Genomic DNA, 20,234 nt, shown 5'->3' with positions numbered 1-20,234 from the left:
CGTCAGTCATTCAGTTCGGGGCGGTTTCGAAATTGCTCCAGGGCTTCGGGGTTGGCCAGTGCATCGGTGTTCTTCACCTTCTGGCCATGCACCACGTTGCGCACCGCCAACTCGACCACCTTGCCGCTGATGGTCCGCGGAATGTCCGTCACCGCGACAATCTTCGCTGGCACATGCCGTGGCGTGGTGTTGGCGCGGATGACCTGGCGGATCTGTTGTTGCAGCGCTTCGTCCAGTTCGACGCCTTCGCGCAAGCGCACGAACAACACCACTCGCACGTCATCCTGCCATTGCTGACCGATGGCCACGCTGTCCAGCACCTGCGGGACTTTCTCCACCTGACGGTAGATTTCCGCCGTGCCGATGCGTACGCCGCCGGGGTTGAGCACCGCGTCGGAGCGGCCGTGGATCAGCATGCCGCCATGGGGCAGTTGTTCGGCGTAATCGCCCTGGGCCCAGACGCCGGGGAACAGGCTGAAATACGAAGCGCGCAGCTTTTCCTGTTGCGGGTCGTTCCACAAGCCGATGGGCATGGCCGGAAAATGCCGGGTGCACACCAGTTCGCCTTTTTCACCGATCACGGGCTTGCCATCGTCGTTCCACACTTCGACCGCCATGCCCAGGCTCTTGCATTGCATCTCACCACGGCGCACCGGCAGGACCGGGTTGCCAATCACAAAGCACGAAACGATATCGGTACCACCGGACATCGAAGACAGGCACAGGTCGGACTTGAACGCGCGGTAGACGTAATCGAAGCTTTGCGGCGACAGCGCCGAGCCGGTGGACAGGATGGTTCTCAGGCTGCTCAGGTCATGACTGTCGCACGGCTTCAAGCCATTGCTTTCCAGCGCAGTGAGGAATTTCGGACTGGTGCCGAAGACGTTGAGGCGTTCGTCGTCGATCAGGTCGATCAAGCGCTCCGGCCCTGGATGAAACGGCGAGCCGTCATACAGCACCACGGCGCTGCCGACGGCCAACGCCGAGACCAGCCAATTCCACATCATCCAGCCGCAGGTGGTGTAGTAGAACAAACGGTCACCGGCACCGAGGTCGGTGTGCAGGCCATGTTCCTTGACGTGTTGCAGCAGCACGCCGCCGGTGCCGTGCACAATGCACTTCGGTACGCCGGTGGTGCCGCTGGAGTAGAGGATGTACAGCGGATGGGCGAAAGGCACGGGAACGAATTGCGGCTCGCCGCCCGGGTCGTAAAAATCGTCCCACAGCGTCACGTTGGCCTGGCAGCGGAAATCCTCGATGCGCGCTTGAGGACGCGCATAAGGCACAACAATCAATTGCTGCAAGGACGGCAACTGTCCGAGGATTTCATTGACCTTGGTGGTCTGGTCGATCTCTTTACCGGCGTAGCGGTAGCCGGCGCAGGTGATCAGCACTTTCGGTTCGATCTGGCCGAAGCGATCGATCACCCCGTGGGTGCCGAAATCCGGTGAAGAACAGGACCAGATCGCGCCCAGGCTGGTGGTGGCGAGCATGGCCACCAGAGTTTGCCAGGTGTTCGGTATGCACGCCGCCACGCGGTCGCCGAGGCCGACACCGGCGGCTTTCAGGCTATTTTGAAAACCGGCGACGTGGCTTGCCAGTTCGGCCCAGGTCAGCTGTTCCCGTTGACCGTTTTCGCCGATGGCGACGACTGCCACGGCATCGTCACGACGGCGCAGCAGGTGTTCGGCGAAGTTCAAGGTAGCGCCGGGGAACCACTGGGCGCTGGGCATTTGCGCGCCTTCGATCAGCACCGCGTCTGGCTGATCGTGAAAACGGATGTCGAAGAAATCGACGATGGCCTGCCAGAAGGCTTCCCGCTGGTCGATGCTCCATTGGTGCAGGGCAGGGTAGTCGGCGATCCCAAGGGCGTGTCGCTGATTGACGAAACGCCGGAAGGCCTCCATGCGGGACTTGCCGATGCGCTCGGTGCCGGGTTGCCAGAGGATGTCGGACATGGCTTGGCCTCTTCTTATTTATGCATAACACACAGGCTTTTGTGGCAAGAGCGCTTTTGTGGCGAGGGGGCTTGCCCCCGTTCGGCTGCGAAGCAGTCGCCCGCTCGACTCACTGTGCATCAGCGAGGGTGCGGCGTCTATCTGGGGGCCGCTTCGCGCCCCAACGGGGGCAAGCCCCCTCGCCACAGGGTATGGCGGCAGGCTACTGCGCCAACCACCCACCATCTATATTCCACGCTGCGCCACGCACCTGGCTACCGGCTTCGCTGCATAAAAACAGCACCAACTCACCCAGCTGCGGCGGCGTCACGAATTCCAGGGAGGGCTGTTTCTCGGCCAGCAAGTCGTGTTGCGCCTGCTGCGGGTCGATCCCGGTCGCGGCGCGATCATCAATCTGCTTCTGCACCAGCGGCGTCAGCACCCAGCCTGGGCAAATGGCGTTGCAGGTAACGTTGGTGGTGGCGGTTTCCAGACCGACCACTTTGGTCAGGCCGATCACGCCATGCTTGGCCGCGACGTATGCCGCCTTGCCCACCGAACCGACCTGGCCGTGCACCGAAGCGATGTTGACGATCCGTCCCCAGCCCTTGGCGCGCATCCCCGGCAAGCTCAAACGAGTGCTGTGAAACACCGACGACAGGTTGATCGCAATGATCGAATCCCAGCGCTCCACCGGAAAATCTTCCACCGCCGCCACGTGCTGGATGCCCGCGTTGTTGACCAGGATATCCACACCGCCGAACTCACGCTCGGCGTAGTCGATCATGTCGGCGATCTGTGCGGGGTCGCTGACGTCGGCGGGGTGATGGCCGACCTTGCCGCCGAATTGTTCTACTTCGGCAATCACTTTGGACGCATCGCCGAAACCGTTGAGGATCAGGTTGGCGCCAGCCTTGGCCAGGCTCAGGGCGATCCCCAGACCGATGCCGCTGGTGGAACCGGTGACCAGTGCGGTCTTGCCCGAAAGAGTCGTCATGAATACCTCACACAATGCCAGTGGCGTAGAAAGTACCGATCACCACAAAAACAGCGAGTGTCTTGATCAGCGTAATACAGAAAATGTCTTTGTAGGCCTCGCGGTGGGTCAACCCGGTGACCGCCAGCAAGGTAATCACCGCGCCGTTGTGCGGCAGGGTGTCCATGCCGCCACTGGCCATCGCGGCGACCCGGTGCAGCACTTCCAGCGGAATATTGGCGGCGTGGGCAGCGCTGACGAAACTCTCGGACATCGCCGCCAAAGCGATGCTCATCCCGCCTGACGCCGAGCCGGTGATGCCGGCCAGCAAGGTCACGGTGATCGCTTCATTGACCAACGGGTTGGGAATGCTCTTGAGCCAGTCCGACAGCACCAGAAAACCTGGCAACGAGGCGATCACCGCCCCAAAACCGTATTCCGATGCCGTGTTCATCGCCGCCAGCAGCGCGCCGCTGACCGCACTTCTACTGCCTTCGGCCAACTTGCCACGAATCGCCTTAAAGCCGAACACCAGCACCATGATGATGCCCACCAGCAAGGCAGCCTGGACCGCCCAGATCGCCGTCAGCTTGGCGATGTCGGTGGTCACCGGAGCGGCCATGCCCGGCAGCGAAAGGCTGTGGGTCTTGCCATACCATTCTGGAATCCAGCGGGTGAACAGCAGGTTCATCAGGCCCACCAGCAACAGCGGCGACAGCGCGATCCACGGATTAGGCAGTTGGATGTCCGGTGCGGTTTCCGGTTCGTTGCGCAGCTCTGAACCGTAACCCTCACCCGTGCGCTGGGCCTTGTTACGCTGGCGCTGCAGAAACAGCATGCCGGCACAGAACACGAAAATCGTGCCGATCACACCCAGCCACGGCGCCGCCCAGGCGGTGGTGTTGAAGAAGGTGCTGGGGATGATGTTCTGGATCTGCGGCGTGCCAGGCAGGGCGTCCATGGTGAACGAGAACGCGCCGAGGGCGATGGTCGCCGGGATCAGGCGTTTGGGAATATTGCTCTGGCGGAACATCTCGGCGGCAAACGGGTACACCGCAAACACCACCACAAACAGCGACACACCGCCGTAGGTGAGCAAGGCGCAGACCAGCACGATCACCAGCATCGCCTGGCGAGTGCCGAGCAAGCGAATCGCTGCTGCGACGATGGAGCGGGAGAAGCCCGATAACTCAATCAGCTTGCCGAACACCGCACCGAGCAGGAACACCGGGAAATACAGTTTGACGAAGCCGACCATTTTTTCCATGAACACCCCGGTGAAGACGGGGGCGACGGCGGAAGGGTCGGTGAACAGGACGGCGCCGAGGGCGGCGATCGGGGCAAAGAGGATAACGCTGTAGCCACGGTAAGCAGCCACCATCAGCAGCGCGAGGGCTGCCAAGGCAATGATCACACTCATGGTGTGTCTCTCCAGGATTGTTATTTTTGTAGGGTGAAGCTTGGTGGGAGGGCTATAGCGGGTTTCGTGCCAGATATCTAAGCTATTGAAATATAAGGAGATTATTTGTTTGTGAAGTGACTTTGGCGATTTTTGTCTCTGTATTGAGACTTTTGGCGATTGTGCTGACGCTTTCGCGGGCAAGCCTCGCTCCTGCGGGAGTGTGGTTATCTACGAAATTGCACGACCTGTAGGAGCGAGGCTTGCCCGCGAAGAGGCGCTGTCTACCCATGGAGATCAATGTCTCTTTATGGAGACTCAGCAATCCCCAGCGCCGCCATCTTCTTGTACAACGTCGACCGTCCCAGCCCCAACCGCGCCGCCGCTTCGATTACCTTCCCACCGCATTGCGCGAGGGTCGATTCAATCAACTGCCGATCAAACCGTTCGCGAGCCTCACTGAAGGTTTCATGGGCAATCGGCTCAAGGGGCAGAGGCGCCGCACGCTCCACCGGGGTGAAGCTGCCAATCGCCGCGCGGATATCCGCTGCGTTCAGCATCAAGTCATCGCTGAGCAACGCCGCCCGCTCCAGCACGTTGCGCAGTTCACGAATGTTCCCCGGCCAGGCGTGTTGCCCCAACAAATCCAGGGCTTCGCGGTTCAATTCGTGTTGACTGCGCAGCTCTTCGAGGATTGCTTCGCTAAGGGCCGGCAGGTCGTCGAGGCGATCACGCAGGGGCGGGACCTGGATTGGCAGCACGTTGAGGCGGTAATACAAGTCGGCGCGAAACTCGCCGCGTTTGATCGCCGCCACCAGGTCGGTGGAGGTGGCGGCGATCACTCGCACATCACTCTGAATCACTTCGTTGGAGCCCACCGGTTCGAATTCCTTTTCCTGCAACACCCGCAGCAACTTGCTTTGCAGCGGCAGCGGCATGTCGCCGATTTCGTCGAGAAACAGCGTGCCGCCCTGGGCGATCTGCAGCTTGCCGGCGCGACCCTTGCGATCGGCGCCGGTGAACGCACCGGGCGCGGTGCCGAAGAACTCGGCTTCCAGCAGCGACTCGGGAATCGCTGCGCTGTTGATGCTGACGAAGGCTTTATGCGCCCGGGGCGATGCGCCGTGGATCGCCTGGGCCAGCAGTTCCTTGCCGGTGCCGGTTTCACCGAGCAACAACACCGGCGACTCTGCACTGGCGCTGCGTCGGGCGCGGCGTTTGACTTCGAGGCTGGCGGCGCTGGTGCCGATGAAGTGCGCGAAGTTGTACTTGGTCTGCCGTGCTCGCAGCAGCGAGCGGGTGGACGCCAGTTCTTCCTGCATGCTCAGGTAGCGCTTGAGCATTGGCGACAGGCTGCGCAATTCGTCGAACAGGGCAAAACCGATGGCGCCGATCACCGCGCCGGCATCGTCGTGAATCGGCAGGCGCATCACCACCAGCGGTTCCTTGGGGGTGTCTTGCATGTCCAGCAGGATAGGCCGTCCGGTGCGCACCACCTCGCGCAACAGGCTGCCGGGGATCACGCTTTCACAGGCCCTGCCGATGGCACCTGCGGCCGACTCCAGGCCGAATCGCCGGGCATAGCGCTCGTTCATCCAGACAATGTTCGCATCGCGGTCGACAATCACCGTGCCTTCGCTCGATTGCTCGATGATCTCGAACAGCGAGCGGATCGCCAGGGTGCGAACGCGCTGGTAGTCCTTGAGGCTTTCGGTGGTGTTCATCGGTGTCATGTCCAGAGTATGTGGTGTCGCGCGACGCGGTCCAACGGCATGCCGCCGATTATGCCAACCCCGGATGCGCCGCCGCCAACAGCTCCTTGGTATACGGATGCTGCGGCGATTCAAACACATCATGGCTGGCGCCACTCTCCACCACTTTGCCGTCCTTGATCACGATCATGTCGTGGGCCAGGGCACGCACCACCGCCAGGTCGTGGCTGATGAACAGGTAGGTCAGGCCATACTTCTCCTGAAGCTGGCGGAGCAGGGCGACCACTTGTTTTTGCACTGTGCGATCGAGCGCCGAGGTCGGTTCGTCGAGCAGGATCAACGCCGGCTTCAGCACTAGCGCGCGGGCAATGGCAATGCGTTGGCGCTGCCCGCCGGAAAATTCGTGCGGGTAGCGGTGACGGCTTTGCGGATCGAGGCCGACTTCTTCCAGCACCCGGATGACCTGGGCCTCGCATTGGGCAGGGGTGGACTGGCTATGGACCTCAAGGCCTTCACTGATGATCTGCGCCACGGACATTCGCGGGCTGAGGCTGCCGAAAGGATCCTGGAATACCACCTGCATCTTCTTGCGCCATGGCCGCAGTTGCTTTTGCGTCAGGCCATCCAGCGCTTGCCCCTGAAAGCGAATGCTGCCTTCGGAATCAAGCAAGCGCAGGATCGCCTGACCGAGCGTGGACTTGCCTGAACCGGACTCACCGACGATGCCCAGGGTCTTGCCGCGCTGAACGTTCAGGCTGATGCCGTCCACCGCTCGCAGGTACGTCTTACGCTGGAACAGCCCGCCACCGAGGGTGAACTGCACTTGCAGATTCTCCACTTCCAGCACGTTTTCACGCTCGTCCCGGGGCAGGGCTTCACCTTCCGGCTCGGCGTTCAGCAGCACGCAGCTGTAAGGGTGTTTCGGCTCGGTGAACAGCGTTTCGCAAGGTGCCTGCTCGACGATTTCCCCGGCGTGCATCACGCACACCCGCTGGGCCATGCTGCGCACCAGATTGAGGTCGTGGCTGATCAGTAGCAGCGACATGCCAAGCTGCTGTTGCAGGGATTCGAGCAGACGCAGGATCTTGCGCTGCACCGTCACATCCAGCGCGGTGGTCGGCTCGTCGGCGATCAGCAATTCCGGTTCGCAGGCCAGGGCCATGGCGATCATCACCCGTTGTCGCTGGCCGCCGGACAGTTGATGAGGGTAGGCCTTGAGCCGCTCTTCGGGCTTCTGGATGCCCACCAGCTGCAGTAATTCCAGAATCCGCGCTTGCGCCGCTTTGCCACCCAGCCCTTTGTGCAGCAGCAGGGTTTCGCCGATCTGTTTCTCGATGCTGTGCAGCGGATTGAGGGAGGTCATCGGCTCCTGGAAGATTATCGCGATCCGGTTACCGCGCAGTTCGCGCAAGACGTTAGCGTCGGCGCCGATCAATTCCTGGCCGCGATAGCGAATGCTGCCGGTGGTTTGCGTACCGTTTTCGGGCAGCAGTTGCAGGATCGAGTGGGCGGTCACCGACTTGCCGGATCCGGACTCGCCGACCAGCGCCAGGCATTCGCCGGGGTGGATGTCCAGGCACAGGTTGCGCACCACGGTCTGGCCACTGAAGGCTACATTGAGGTCACGGATTTCGATCAGGTTGTCTGTCATTTCACCAGTCCGCTTCAAGAACGAGGGTCAAAGGCATCACGCAACGCCTCGCCAATGAACACCAGCAAAGAAAGAATCAGCGCCAGGGTGAAAAACGCCGTCAGCCCCAGCCACGGCGCTTGCAGGTTCTGCTTGCCTTGGCCGATCAACTCGCCCAGTGACGCACTGCCGGCCGGCATGCCGAAACCGAGGAAATCCAGCGCCGTGAGGGTGGAAATTGCCCCGGTCAGGATGAACGGCAGATAGCTCAGGGTGGCGTTCATTGCGTTGGGCAGAATGTGTCGCACGATCACCTTGCGGTCGGTCAGGCCCAGCGCCCGTGCGGCTTTGACGTATTCCAGGTTACGCCCGCGCAGGAACTCGGCGCGCACTACGTCCACCAGGGCCAGCCAGGAAAACAACGCCATGATCCCCAACAGCCACCAGAAATTCGGCTCGACGAAGCCCGACAGAATGATCAGCAGGTACAGCACCGGCAGCCCCGACCAGACTTCCTGCAAGCGCTGACCAAGCAGGTCGACCCAGCCGCCGTAATAGCCCTGCAATGCGCCGGCGGCGATACCGATCAAGGCGCTGATAAACGTCAGCATCAGCGCAAACAGGATCGACACCCGTGCCCCGAAAATCACTCGCGCCAGCACGTCCCGGGCCTGATCGTCGGTGCCCAGCCAGTTGACCTTCGACGGCGGACTTGGCGCCGGTTGATTGAGATCGTAATTGGGCGTGTCGTCGCTGAACGGGATCGGCGCAAACAGCATCCAGCCGTCGCCCTTGTGAATCAGCTTCTGCACGTAATCGCTGCGGAAATCGGCCTGAAACGGCAACTGGCCGCCGAATTCTTGCTCGGTGTGGTGTTTGAACGCCGGGAAGTACAGCGAGCCCTGATAACTGACCACCAGCGGTTGGTCATTGGCGATCAGTTCGCCGCCCAGAGTCAGCAGGAACAAACCGACAAACAACCACAACGACCACCAGCCCCGGCGGTTTTTCTTGAAGCGTTCAAAACGGCGACGGCCCAGCGGCGAGAGTTTGAGCATCAGGCGTTCCTCGCGGCGAAGTCGATACGCGGATCGACCAGGGTGTAGCACAGGTCACCGATGATTTTTATCAGCAGGCCGAACAAGGTGAAGATGAACAGCGAACCGAATACCACCGGATAGTCCCGCGATACCGCCGCTTCGTAACTCATGCGACCCAGGCCATCGAGGGAGAAAATCACTTCGATCAGCAGCGAGCCGGCGAAGAAAACGCTGATAAAGGCCTGGGGAATTCCCGAGACCACCAGCAGCATGGCGTTGCGAAACACATGGCCGTAAAGCACCTGGCGTTCGCTCAAGCCCTTGGCTCGGGCGGTGACCACGTACTGGCGGGTGATTTCATTGAGGAAGGAATTTTTGGTGAGGATGGTCAGGGTCGCAAAGCCGCCGACCACCAGCGCCGTTACCGGCAGCACCAGGTGCCAGAAGTAATCGGCGATCTTGCCCACCGTCGACAGCGACTCGAAGTTGTCCGAGACCAGGCCGCGCACCGGAAACCAGTTCAACGAGGTGCCGCCGGCGAAGACCACGATCAGGAACATCGCGAACAGGAACGCCGGCATCGCGTAACCGATGATGATCGCGGTGCTGCTCCAGATATCGAAATGGCTGCCGTGGTGCACGGCCTTGCGGATGCCCAGCGGAATCGACACCAGATAAGTGATCAACGTCGCCCAGAGCCCGAGGGAAATGGTCACCGGCATTTTATCCAGGATCAGGTCGGTGACCGTGGCACCGCGAAAAAAGCTCTTGCCGAAGTCGAGGTGGGCGTAGCTCTTGAGCATCAGCCACAAGCGTTCCGGCGCCGGCTTGTCGAAGCCGTATTGCTTTTCGATCTCCTTGATCAGCTGCGGATCGAGCCCGCGGCTGGCCCGAGAGCTGCCGTGCATGGTCTCACTGGAACCGCCGCCGACACTCGCGCCACCGATGCCTTGCAAGTGCGCGATGGCCTGTTCCACCGGGCCACCGGGTGCGGCCTGGACGATGGCGAAGTTGACCAGAAGAATGATCACTAAAGTCGGGATGATCAGCAGCAAGCGCCGCAGTACGTAAGCCCACATCAGTGCGACCCTCCGGATTTGCCGCGCTTGATGAGTTCGGCGGTCATCTGTTCGTTGGTCAGGGGTGTGGAGCTGACTTCCCACCAACTCTCGATGGCTTCGTCATTGCTTGCTTGTACAGAGGGAATGCCGAAGCGGTTCCACCACACGGTCGAACTGCCGGGCGGGTAATAGTTGGGAATCCAATAGAAGTTCCATTGCAGGACACGGTCCAGGGCATGGGCGTAGCGCAGCATGTCGGTTTGGGTGGTAGCGCGGACCAGGCCGTTGATCAACGTATCGACCGCCGGGTTCTTCAGCACCATGTAGTTGTTGGAGCCCGGATCGCTGGCCGCCGCCGAGCCAAAGTAGTTGTACAGCTCGTTACCCGGCGAGTTGGTGACCGGGTAGCCGGTGACGATCATGTCGTAGTCCCGGGACATCAGGCGGTTGACGTACTGGGAGGCGTCGATGCGACGAATGTTCAGGTCAATGCCGATTTGTTTCAGGGTGCGCTTGTAAGGCAGCAGCAATCGGTCCATGCCGTTCTGGCTGATCAGAAAGGTGAAGGCCAGCGGTTGGCCTTCGGCGTTGACCAGTTGATCGCCATCGGGTTTCCAGCCGGCCTGTTCGAGCAGGTCCAGGGCTTGCAATTGTTTGTCGCGAATCACGCCGCTGCCATCGGTTTTCGGTGCTTCGAAGACCTGAGTGAAGACTTCGTCGGGGATCTGCCCGCGAAGCGGTTCGAGAATCGCCCGCTCACCCGCGTCGGGCAGTTGTCGGGCGGCGAGGTCGGTGTTGGAAAAGAAGCTCTGCTGGCGGATGTACAGGTCGCGCATCATCTGCCGGTTGCTCCACTCGAAGTCCCAGAGCATGGCCAGCGCCTGGCGCACGCGGCGGTCCTGGAATATCGGGTTTTGCAGGTTGAACACAAAGCCTTGGGACGGTTGTGGTGCCTGCGTTGCCAGGTGGGCTTTTTGCAGACGACCGTCGCGCAAGGCCGGGCTCTCGTAGCCGATGGAGTAGGCGGTGGCGGAGAATTCGCGGTTGTAGTCGTAGGCGCCGCCACGCAGGACCTGACGGGCGACATCGGTGTCGCCGAAGTACTCGATGCTGAAATGATCGAAGTTGTAGAGGCCGCGACTGACCGGTAAATCCCTGGCCCACCAGTCGGCGTTACGCTCGAAGGTGATGCTGCGCCCGGAGTCGACCTTGCTCACGCGGTACGGCCCGCTGCCCAGCGGCGGCTCGTAACCGCCACCGTTGGCGAAGTCGCGGGTCTTCCACCAGTGTTCGGGAAACACCGGCAAAGTGGCGATGTCGAGGGGCAGGGTGCGGTTTTCGTTGCTCTTGAAGTCGAACCGAATGGTTCGCGGCGATTCCACTTCGACGCCTTTGACGTCGGCGAATTGCGTGCGATAGCGCAGGCTGCCCTGGGTCATCAGCAGGTCGAAGGTGTAGCGCACGTCTTCGGCGGTGATCGGCTTGCCATCGGCGAAACGGGCCTTCGGGTTCAGGTAGAAACGCAGGGACAGTCCATCGTCGGAACGCTCCATCTGCTGCGCCACCAGGCCGTACACGGTGTAGGGTTCGTCCAGTGAGCGCACGGCCAGGGGCGAGTAGATCAAGCCGTCGACTTGTGTGACGCCAATCCCTTTGTCGATGTACGGCAGGACGTGGTCGAAATGACCGATTTCCAGCGCCGAGCGACGCATCGTGCCGCCCTTGGGCGCTTGCGGGTTGGTGTAGTCGAAATGACTGAAACCGGCGGGATACTTCGCCGGTTCACCGTACACGGTCAACGCCTGTTGCGGTTCAGCGTTCACGCCGGCGGCGCCCAACAGCAGGGCCACGGCAGTGAACAGTAAGGAGGGGAAAGCCAGTCGCATTGTCAGCCTTAGAGCCGGGTGATCGATAAGCACAATTTGTACGCTAGCGGCGCGTCCCTCGCCAGCCGTATCACGTAACGAAAACACAACGGCCCACCAAAAGGCGGGCCGTTGTGGAGAAAACTCAGGGGTTGATCAGTCCTGACGGCTGGTCACTTCCAGCAGGTGGTAGCCGAACTGGGTCTTGACCGGGCCTTGCACCACGTTGATTGGCGCGCTGAAAACCACGGTGTCGAATTCCTTGACCATCTGGCCTGGACCGAACGAACCCAGGTCACCGCCCTGGCGGCTCGATGGGCAGCTGGAGTTGGCTTTGGCGACTTCGGCGAAATCGGCGCCGGCTTCGATCTGGGCCTTGAGTTCGTTGCACTTGGCTTCGCTGGAAACCAGGATGTGGCGGGCGGTGGCTTTGGCCATGGGAAAATACTCCATTCAATGTTCAGTAAAGTGCGGAGCCTACCGGATTCAGTGGGCTATTTCTTCTCAAAATACCCTCCAGATTAAGGCATTGTCTAAAGGCCGGCATTTTTCAAGCGTTCGGCATGCTGTACATACAGGTCGATCGGGTCGATGCCCTTGCGGACTTGACCGGTGGTCTGGCTGAGGCTGTCCAGATGATCCAGCGGATAGTCGGAACGGATCACTTTACCCAGATGGGAGCTGAACCGGCCAACCATGCCGTCATTCTGTTCGGCTTCGGTGGTGAAGTAGTGGGAGAACGCCCGCAGGAACCCGTGCAGCGGGTTGAGCGCGTAGAGCCCCTCGTCGAGGATGTTTCCCTGCAGGGTGCCGCTCCAGGAGTAGTAGCGTACGCCGTTCACCAGTTCGCGACCCTTGCCGCCCCAGGTCTTCGGTAACCCTTGAGGGTACTTGTCGTTGAAGGCACCGACGCCTTCGGTGGTCAGCGCGTTGAGTGCGGCGATCGCGCTCTGCGGCAGGTGCCGGTTGCCGCTGAGCAACGACAGGAAGTCGGCGAACAGGGTGGCCACCGCTCCGGCGACTTGTTCCGGCAGGCGCCCGGGCGTCAGCGCCTTGCGCAGGAAGTCGGCCAGTTCCGAGCCGTGGTTCGGCCCGCTGACCGATGTCACCGAAGCGACCACCTGTGGCGCCAGCGCCCCCGCATATCGTGCAGCCAGTGCGCCTTGGCTGTGACCGATCAGGTTGACTTTGCTTGCGCCGGTTCCTTGCAGAACCCGGTCGATCTGTACCAGCAGTTGTTCGCCACGGGTTTCATTGCTGTGGGTAGCCGACAGGTGCGGGATGAAAACCCTTGCACCGGCGCTTCTGAGGGCCTGTTTGACGTCATGGAACAGTTCGAGTTTGCCGATGCGATCGAAGCCGAAGAGCCCGTGGACCAGCAGGATCGGATAGTCAGTGGTTGCATTCCGTAGCATGTACATTTCCTTTTTCGCAGTAGGTCAGGTGTGTGCTCAAGGGGGCACTCTAAAGCACACCCACCGCTCGGCGATGTATGAAAAAGCCGCTGTAACCTGATGAAAACGGAATAGAAATGGTACGAAAACTCGAATGAGCGTGAGGTCTTGGTCGGAATATCCGGACATCTTTTTAACGATGGCCGAGATATTTCTTTCAATGACCTACCTCTGGTAGGTCATTTTTCCGTGTAAACCGACCCGATAGCCCTGCATCGCGGATCTCGGCGCCACAGCTTACTTTGGCTGTTGAGTGCTTCGTTGTGCACGAAGTCGCTCGGCGCCCTGCAACAACAATTGTTCCGTCCCGGTCCAGCCAAGGCAGCCATCCGTTACCGACACCCCGTACCGCAACGACGGGCTCAACGGTTGGCAGCCTTCGAACAGATGACTCTCAATCATCATGCCGACCAGCGAGCGATCACCTTGCAAGCGCTGTTCAAGCACGTCGTTGAACACGGCGGGCTGACGCAACGGATCTTTTGCGCTGTTGGCGTGGCTGCAGTCGACCATGATCCGCGCCGGAATCTTGAGTCTGGTCAAGTCGCTGTGCACCTTGGCGATGCTGTCGCGGTCGTAGTTCGGCCCGCGATGGCCACCGCGCAATACCAGGTGAGTGTCGGGGTTGCCCGGTGTCTGGATAATCGCAGGATGGCCCTGGCTGTCGACACCGAAATGGCGGTGCGGATGAGCGGCCGAGCGCATGGCGTCGCTGGCGACAGCCACACCACCATCGGTGCCGTTCTTGAACCCTACCGGCATGCTCAGGCCACTGGCCATTTCCCGATGGATCTGCGATTCGGTGGTACGGGCGCCGATCGCGACCCAGCTCAGCAGGTCGTCAAAGTAACCGGCGGCCATCGGTTGCAGCAGCTCGGTGGCAACGGGCAGGCCCAGTTGGAGCATTTCGCGCATCAATTCGCGGGACAGGGTCAAACCGCCCGCCATGTCATCGCTGCCATCCAGGTGCGGGTCGTAGGCCAGGCCTTTCCAGCCGACCGTGGTGCGGGGTTTTTCGACGTAGGCGCGCATCACCAACAGCATCTCGTCGCTGACTTGTGCAGACAGACGGGCCAGGTTGGCGGCGTATTCGAGGGCGGAACGTGGGTCGTGAATCGAGCAGGGACCGACGATCACCAGCAGACGGGAGTCTTCACCGTTGAGGATCGCGCGGACAGCCTGGCGGTGGGCGGCGACTTGTTGGGTCAGGGCATTGCTGAGTGGCAGTTGCTGTTTGAGTTGCAATGAGCTGGGCAGACGCAAGGTCAGCGCTTCATTGGCAGGGCTCAAGGTGGACAGCGGCAGAGCAGAGACGGACGAGTTCATATTCGGGCTTCCTGGGCTGGCGGCGGGTTCGTCCCGCGCGCTCGGCCCTAGTGGGGTGTTCGACAATTGGCCGGATTGGCTGCGTGTGTGTGCTTGCCACCTGTGGGTGACCGATCGGAGGCGGCAGGCTGTCCCGAGCGGAAGCTGGTAAATCGCCAGGCGGTAAAAGTGTCGTAACGGTAATAAGTGGCGTAATTCATGTCGTAAATCCTCAAGTTGTCTGGTGTAACGCAAAAAATGTTCAGGGCTGAAAAAACAAAACCCCCGGTCGGGAGGCCGACCGGGGGTTGAGAATTCTCTGGTGGCGACCCGTTTAAAGTGGGCGCCGTGTGGGTATCAGGCGCGCCAGTGGCTAAACCAATACCCAAAATAAAAGCTGACCGAAGCGCAAACGTCATTCACCCGGGCAGCCGCAACCGAGCGCGGGGCGCTGGCGGTACGAAGCGGTGAGAGGGCGTTGAACATGGTCTGTCTCCGATGAATGAGCCGAGCTTACTAGAGGCCGGTACGCGGATTCAATCAGAAAATGCTATCGAGCATCACGGGGCGTTTCTATCGGTTGGGTACGTCGGGAGTTGTGACACACTTGACGCAACGGGCGGCGTGTAACCGGCGCCCAAACCATCAACGTCACAAGGACGAACCATGACGACACTGACCATCGCCGCCGCTCAATCGATCTCCGTCGCTGGCGATCTTGCCGCCAATATTGCCCGGCACCTGCGCTTCATGCAGGTTGCCGCGGAGCAGGGCGTGCAATTGCTGGTGTTTCCAGAACTGTCGCTGACCGGATACGAGCGTGGTCTGGCAGCGGAGCTGGCCATCGCGCCAGACGCCAGAGTGCTACAACCTCTGCGCGATTTCGCGCGGGAGGTCGGTGTGACCAGTGTCGTCGGGATGCCGATTCGTCTGTCGGACGATTCGCCGGTGTTGATCGGTGCCCTGGTGTTGGGGGCCGATGGTTCGCTCGAGATCTACAGCAAGCAGCATTTGCACCCAGGGGAGGAGGTGGCATTTGCGCCGGGAACAGGCGGTTCGACATTGAAGATCGGCACCGACACCGTCGCGTTGGCGGTATGCGCCGATTTTTCTCACGCCAGTCATGCAGCCGCCGCGGCACGGCAGGGCGCTGATCTTTATGCCGCGGGCGTGTTGATCACAGAAAGCGGCTACGCTCCAGATACCGCACTGTTGCAAGGTTATGCCCGCACCCACTCGATGGCGGTACTGATGGCCAACCATGGTGGCGCAACGGGTGGCTGGGAGTCGGCAGGGCGTAGTGCAATCTGGGCGTTGGACGGCTCGTTGGTTGCGGCGGCACCGGGGACGGGGAATCTCATGGTGGTTGCTCGTCGCAATGCTGACGGCTGGAAGGGGCAAATCGTGGCGGTCGTGGAGGCTTGAATGGGGTTTGAATTGCGCCCGGCAACGTCTCGTGACCTGGACTTCGCACGTGACCTGACTTGTCGAAATATGCTGCGCTACTACATTCAACATGAACTGTTGTGGCAGGACGAGGCTTTCGATGTTGCTTGGGAGGGACGCGAAAACTGGCTGATTGTGCGTGATGACACACTGATGGGGTATGTCAGCCTGAGCCGTGACGCCAGCGCCTTGTATATCCGCGAATTGCATTTACTTGAAGCGTATCGGGGGCAGGGCGCTGGCTCCTGGGTGATCGATCAGGTATACGCCATGGCCTGCAAGGAACGGCGCCCGGCATTGCGTCTGACCGTATTTGAAAATAATCCGGCAAAAATTCTTTACGAGAGAAAAGGACTGAAGGTGGTCGGCAAGGACCAGTGTTTCTTGAGAATGCAGCGTGATATCAATGGACTGCACCGCTGAAACACACTGCCAGCAAGCCTCGCCAGAAGAATTGACACTTTTTATATGCTGCTTTCCGCTAGGTCTGCCAGTCGCTTTTTGCTAAGGTGTCCGGCAACCCAATAAGACCAAATCGCGAGGTGTCTGCTTGATTAGGGTGCTAGTAGTCGATGACCATGATCTCGTTCGTACAGGCATTACACGAATGCTGGCTGACATCGATGGCCTGCAAGTAGTCGGTCAGGCCGAGTCGGGAGAGGAATCCCTGCTCAAAGCGCGTGAGTTGAAACCCGATGTGGTGCTGATGGACGTCAAGATGCCCGGGATCGGCGGTCTTGAAGCCACGCGCAAATTATTGCGCAGTCATCCCGACATCAAAGTCGTCGCGGTCACCGTGTGCGAAGAAGATCCGTTTCCAACCCGCCTGTTACAGGCAGGTGCCGCGGGCTACCTGACCAAGGGCGCCGGACTGCCGGAAATGGTCCAGGCCATTCGCCTGGTGTTTGCCGGGCAGCGCTATATCAGCCCGCAAATTGCCCAGCAACTGGCGATCAAATCGTTCCAGCCAACCAACGATTCGCCGTTCGACGCCTTGTCTGAGCGGGAAATCCAGATTGCGTTGATGATTGTCGGCTGTCAGAAGGTGCAGATCATCTCCGACAAACTGTGCCTGTCGCCAAAAACAGTGAATACCTACCGTTACCGTATTTTCGAAAAGCTTTCGATCAGCAGCGATGTCGAGTTGACGCTGTTGGCGGTTCGTCACGGCATGGTTGATGCCAGCCTCTGAAAATGACTGAAACCTTCGATCCAAGTGCTTTTCTGTCGACGGTCAGTGGGCGGCCGGGTGTCTATCGCATGTTCGACAGCGATGCCCGTCTGCTTTATGTCGGCAAAGCCAAGAATCTCAAGAAACGTTTGGCGAGCTACTTCCGCAAAACCGGTCTGGCTCCCAAGACCGCCGCGCTGGTAGGGCGTATCGCCCAGGTCGAAACCACCATCACGGCCAACGAAACCGAGGCCTTGCTGCTCGAGCAGACGCTGATCAAGGAATGGCGCCCGCCGTACAACATCCTGCTGCGCGACGACAAATCCTACCCTTATGTCTTTCTCTCGGATGGCCAGTTCCCGCGCTTGAGCATCCATCGCGGAGCGAAAAAGGCCAAGGGTAAATATTTTGGCCCTTACCCCAGCGCGGGAGCGATCCGCGAAAGCCTGAGCCTGCTGCAAAAGGCTTTTTTTGTTCGTCAGTGTGAAGACAGCTATTACAAGAACCGCACGCGACCTTGTCTGCAATACCAGATCAAGCGCTGCAAGGCGCCGTGTGTCGGCCTGGTGGAGCCTGAGGTGTATGCCGAAGATGTTCGCCACTCGGTGATGTTTCTTGAGGGGCGCAGCAATGCGTTGGCGGACGAGTTGTCCGCGGCCATGGAGGAAGCGGCGGTCAATCTGGAGTTCGAACGTGCCGCCGAATTGCGCGACCAGATTTCATTGCTGCGCCGGGTCCAGGACCAGCAAAGCATGGAAGGCGGGACGGGCGATGTCGATGTGATCGCAGCGTTCGTCAATCCGGGTGGCGCCTGTGTGCACTTGATCAGCGTACGCGGCGGCCGGGTGTTGGGGAGCAAGAACTTCTTCCCGCAGGTGGGTATTGAAGAAGACGTTTCCGAAGTCATGGCGGCGTTTCTCGGCCAGTACTTCATCAGCAGTCCCGAGCGCGACTTGCCGAGCGAGCTGATCGTCAACGTGGTTCACGAAGACTTTCCGACCCTGATCGCGGCCATTGAAGAGCTGCGCGGTCGTGAACTGACCATCAGTCATCGTGTACGGGGCACCCGAGCGCGCTGGCAGCAATTGGCGGTCACCAATGCCGAGCAGGCGCTGGGCGCACGTCTGGCGAACCGGCAACACGTCGCGGCACGTTTCGATGCTCTGGCCGAAGTGCTGAGCCTGGACGAGCCGCCGCAACGTCTCGAGTGCTACGACATCAGTCATTCCAGTGGCGAGGCCACCGTGGCGTCGTGCGTGGTGTTCGGCCCGGAAGGCCCGATCAAGTCCGACTACCGCCGCTACAACATCGAAGGCGTCACGCCAGGCGACGACTATGCCGCGATGCACCAGGCCCTGACCCGACGCTTCAGCAAGTTGAAGGACGGAGAGGGCAAACTGCCGGACATTCTGCTGGTCGACGGCGGTAAAGGTCAGCTGTCGATGGCCCGTGACGTGCTCAATGAGCTGGCCGTGCCCGACCTGATTCTGCTGGGCGTGGCCAAGGGGGCGACGCGCAAGGCCGGTTTCGAAACCTTGTACCTCAACGATGCGGCCCATGAATTCACCTTGCGCGGTGATTCCCCCGCGCTGCATTTGATCCAGCAGATCCGCGACGAAGCTCACCGTTTTGCCATCACCGGGCACCGTGCACGGCGCGGTAAAACCCGCCGGACCTCGACGCTTGAAGGGGTTGCCGGTGTCGGACCGACACGTCGACGGGATTTGTTGAAACATTTTGGTGGATTGCAGGAGCTGTCTCGTGCCAGCATCGAAGAGATCGCCAAAGCACCCGGGATCAGTAAAAAGCTCGCAGAGTTGATTTATGCAAATCTGCACAGCGAGTAGAATGCCCAACTCACCTCGTAGCCAGTTGTGTCGATGAATATCCCTAATCTGATTACCGTTCTACGCGTCCTGCTCATCCCGATCTTCATTTTGCTGTTTTACTTGCCTTACCACTGGAGCTATCTGGCGTCGGCTTCGGTTTTTGCCTTTGCCGCCGCGACCGACTGGCTGGACGGGTATCTGGCCCGACGTCTGGAACAAAGCACACCGTTCGGGGCTTTCCTCGATCCTGTTGCGGACAAGCTGATGGTCGCCGTTGCGCTGGTGCTGCTGGTGCAAGAACACGGCAACCTGTGGCTCACACTGCCGGCCGCCGTCATCATCGGTCGCGAAATCGTCGTATCGGCACTGCGCGAGTGGATGGCCGAACTCGGCGCCCGTGCCCATGTGGCGGTATCGAACCTGGGCAAATGGAAAACCGCCGCGCAAATGCTGGCGCTGGTGATCCTGCTGGCCAATCCGTCGGACTTCAGCTTCTGGGTCCTGATGGGCTACGCTTTGCTGATGGTGTCCGCTGGCCTGACCTTGTGGTCCATGGTCCAGTACTTGCGGGCTGCCTGGCCGCATCTGAAGACGGATGTGGAAAAGAAATAAAACTTTTTTGAATCAAGGGGTTGACGGGGCATCTGAATTCTATAGAATGCGCCTCACCAAGACGCGGGAATAGCTCAGTTGGTAGAGCACGACCTTGCCAAGGTCGGGGTCGCGAGTTCGAGTCTCGTTTCCCGCTCCAAATACAGAAAAACGCCACTCATTGAGTGGCGTTTTTTTTTGCGCGCTATTTTGTCGTCAGCATTGGAAAAAGAGGCTTTTGCCTCTTTTTTCGTTCCAGTGGGTTCTGCTGAAAACCATCATCAGCCACGCTTTTTTGTACATTAAAACGTACATCGAAATCCGGTCCCAGGACGTGCCGGTTTTCAGATAGATGACGCATTGCTGGAACCCGTACATCTCTCCTCAATCGATCGAGACGAGGAGATGTACATATGCCTTTGACTGATACGGCTGTTCGCCACGCAAAAAACCTCGGAAGAAATTACAGCTTCAAGGATATGGACGGCTTGCACCTGTTCGTCAGTTCGACGGGTGCCAAGAGCTGGCATTTTCGTTTCAACTGGCTGGGTAAGCCGGCTCGCATCTCCTTGGGAATGTATCCGGAGCTAAGCCTTAGACGCTCGTTTTGCTCGCGACAATGCGCGTACCCAGGTCGCAAAGGGGGTTGATCCTCGATCCGCTCCTTTGCAGGTAGTGGGTAAGAAATTTCTGATCGATGAGGCAGAAACTCTCCCAAACTAACACCACGAAGGAGCGGTAGGGGAGTCCCTGAAGTGGGATCTGTCGCACAAAATGCAAAAGCGACGCAGAAACGAAAAAGCCTGCGACCAGTCCTG

At 60.0% G+C, this 20,234-nt stretch carries 16 protein-coding genes, 1 tRNA gene and 1 pseudogene; 7 read left to right on the top strand and 11 right to left on the bottom strand.

Annotation, left to right across the window (positions count from 1 at the left end; translation table 11 throughout):
• Positions 1 to 2: 2 nt before the first annotated feature.
• The 11 genes from JUI81_RS29550 to JUI81_RS29500 form a co-directional block, all read right to left on the bottom strand.
• The gene (locus tag JUI81_RS29550) at positions 3 to 1,958 is read right to left on the bottom strand and encodes an acetoacetate--CoA ligase (RefSeq protein WP_204125545.1); all 1,956 of its coding nucleotides are present in this window, start codon (positions 1,956 to 1,958) and stop codon (positions 3 to 5) included.
• A 202-nt stretch (positions 1,959 to 2,160) separates the two neighbouring features.
• Entirely contained in the window at positions 2,161 to 2,934 is a 774-nt protein-coding gene (hbdH, locus tag JUI81_RS29545) for a 3-hydroxybutyrate dehydrogenase (RefSeq protein WP_028940939.1), read from the bottom strand.
• 7 nt (positions 2,935 to 2,941) lie between these two features.
• The gene (locus JUI81_RS29540; RefSeq protein ID WP_204125544.1) at positions 2,942 to 4,333 is read right to left on the bottom strand and encodes a GntP family permease; all 1,392 of its coding nucleotides are present in this window, start codon (positions 4,331 to 4,333) and stop codon (positions 2,942 to 2,944) included.
• A 287-nt stretch (positions 4,334 to 4,620) separates the two neighbouring features.
• Positions 4,621 to 6,036, bottom strand: a complete 1,416-nt coding sequence (locus tag JUI81_RS29535; RefSeq protein ID WP_204125543.1) for a sigma-54-dependent Fis family transcriptional regulator — start codon at positions 6,034 to 6,036, stop codon at positions 4,621 to 4,623.
• Between the two features lie 58 nt (positions 6,037 to 6,094).
• On the bottom strand, positions 6,095 to 7,675 hold the full coding sequence (locus JUI81_RS29530; protein WP_204125542.1) for an ABC transporter ATP-binding protein: 1,581 nt from the start codon (positions 7,673 to 7,675) through the stop codon (positions 6,095 to 6,097).
• Between the two features lie 14 nt (positions 7,676 to 7,689).
• Positions 7,690 to 8,712, bottom strand: coding sequence for an ABC transporter permease (locus JUI81_RS29525; protein ID WP_028940936.1), 1,023 nt, complete (start codon positions 8,710 to 8,712; stop codon positions 7,690 to 7,692).
• Positions 8,712 to 9,773 (bottom strand): microcin C ABC transporter permease YejB, encoded by a 1,062-nt coding sequence (locus JUI81_RS29520; protein WP_096480592.1) that lies wholly within the window; start codon positions 9,771 to 9,773, stop codon positions 8,712 to 8,714. Before JUI81_RS29520 ends, JUI81_RS29525 begins: the two co-directional genes overlap by 1 nt.
• Entirely contained in the window at positions 9,773 to 11,641 is a 1,869-nt protein-coding gene (locus JUI81_RS29515; RefSeq protein ID WP_204125541.1) for an extracellular solute-binding protein, read from the bottom strand. Before JUI81_RS29515 ends, JUI81_RS29520 begins: the two co-directional genes overlap by 1 nt.
• A gap of 135 nt (positions 11,642 to 11,776) precedes the next feature.
• A complete protein-coding gene (locus JUI81_RS29510) occupies positions 11,777 to 12,058 on the bottom strand; it encodes a peptidylprolyl isomerase (protein WP_007933754.1) in 282 nt (93 codons plus the stop codon).
• Between the two features lie 95 nt (positions 12,059 to 12,153).
• On the bottom strand, positions 12,154 to 13,035 hold the full coding sequence (locus tag JUI81_RS29505; RefSeq protein ID WP_019578507.1) for a triacylglycerol lipase: 882 nt from the start codon (positions 13,033 to 13,035) through the stop codon (positions 12,154 to 12,156).
• Positions 13,036 to 13,311: 276 nt separating this feature from the next.
• Positions 13,312 to 14,400: a 3-deoxy-7-phosphoheptulonate synthase gene (locus JUI81_RS29500; RefSeq protein WP_019578508.1), complete on the bottom strand. Its 1,089-nt coding sequence runs from the start codon at positions 14,398 to 14,400 to the stop codon at positions 13,312 to 13,314.
• 645 nt (positions 14,401 to 15,045) lie between these two features.
• Here JUI81_RS29500 and JUI81_RS29495 point away from each other — a divergent pair.
• The 7 genes and pseudogenes from JUI81_RS29495 to JUI81_RS29465 form a co-directional block, all read left to right on the top strand.
• A complete protein-coding gene (locus tag JUI81_RS29495) occupies positions 15,046 to 15,804 on the top strand; it encodes a carbon-nitrogen hydrolase family protein (protein ID WP_204125540.1) in 759 nt (252 codons plus the stop codon).
• A complete protein-coding gene (locus tag JUI81_RS29490) occupies positions 15,805 to 16,248 on the top strand; it encodes a GNAT family N-acetyltransferase (RefSeq protein WP_019578510.1) in 444 nt (147 codons plus the stop codon).
• Between the two features lie 127 nt (positions 16,249 to 16,375).
• Positions 16,376 to 17,017: a UvrY/SirA/GacA family response regulator transcription factor gene (uvrY, locus tag JUI81_RS29485; protein WP_008015884.1), complete on the top strand. Its 642-nt coding sequence runs from the start codon at positions 16,376 to 16,378 to the stop codon at positions 17,015 to 17,017.
• A gap of 2 nt (positions 17,018 to 17,019) precedes the next feature.
• Positions 17,020 to 18,843 (top strand): excinuclease ABC subunit UvrC, encoded by a 1,824-nt coding sequence (gene uvrC / locus JUI81_RS29480; protein ID WP_007933764.1) that lies wholly within the window; start codon positions 17,020 to 17,022, stop codon positions 18,841 to 18,843.
• 33 nt (positions 18,844 to 18,876) lie between these two features.
• Positions 18,877 to 19,437, top strand: a complete 561-nt coding sequence (gene pgsA, locus JUI81_RS29475) for a CDP-diacylglycerol--glycerol-3-phosphate 3-phosphatidyltransferase (protein ID WP_007933765.1) — start codon at positions 18,877 to 18,879, stop codon at positions 19,435 to 19,437.
• 63 nt (positions 19,438 to 19,500) lie between these two features.
• Positions 19,501 to 19,576 (top strand) — tRNA-Gly (locus JUI81_RS29470).
• A 253-nt stretch (positions 19,577 to 19,829) separates the two neighbouring features.
• Positions 19,830 to 20,073: pseudogene (locus tag JUI81_RS29465) on the top strand (Arm DNA-binding domain-containing protein); the annotation flags it as partial.
• Positions 20,074 to 20,234: the final 161 nt, after the last annotated feature.

The organism is Pseudomonas sp. 008 (genome assembly GCF_016861935.1).
In the GTDB taxonomy this organism is placed as follows: Bacteria; Pseudomonadota; Gammaproteobacteria; order Pseudomonadales; family Pseudomonadaceae; genus Aquipseudomonas.
This window is presented reverse-complemented; position numbering and strand designations above follow the sequence as displayed.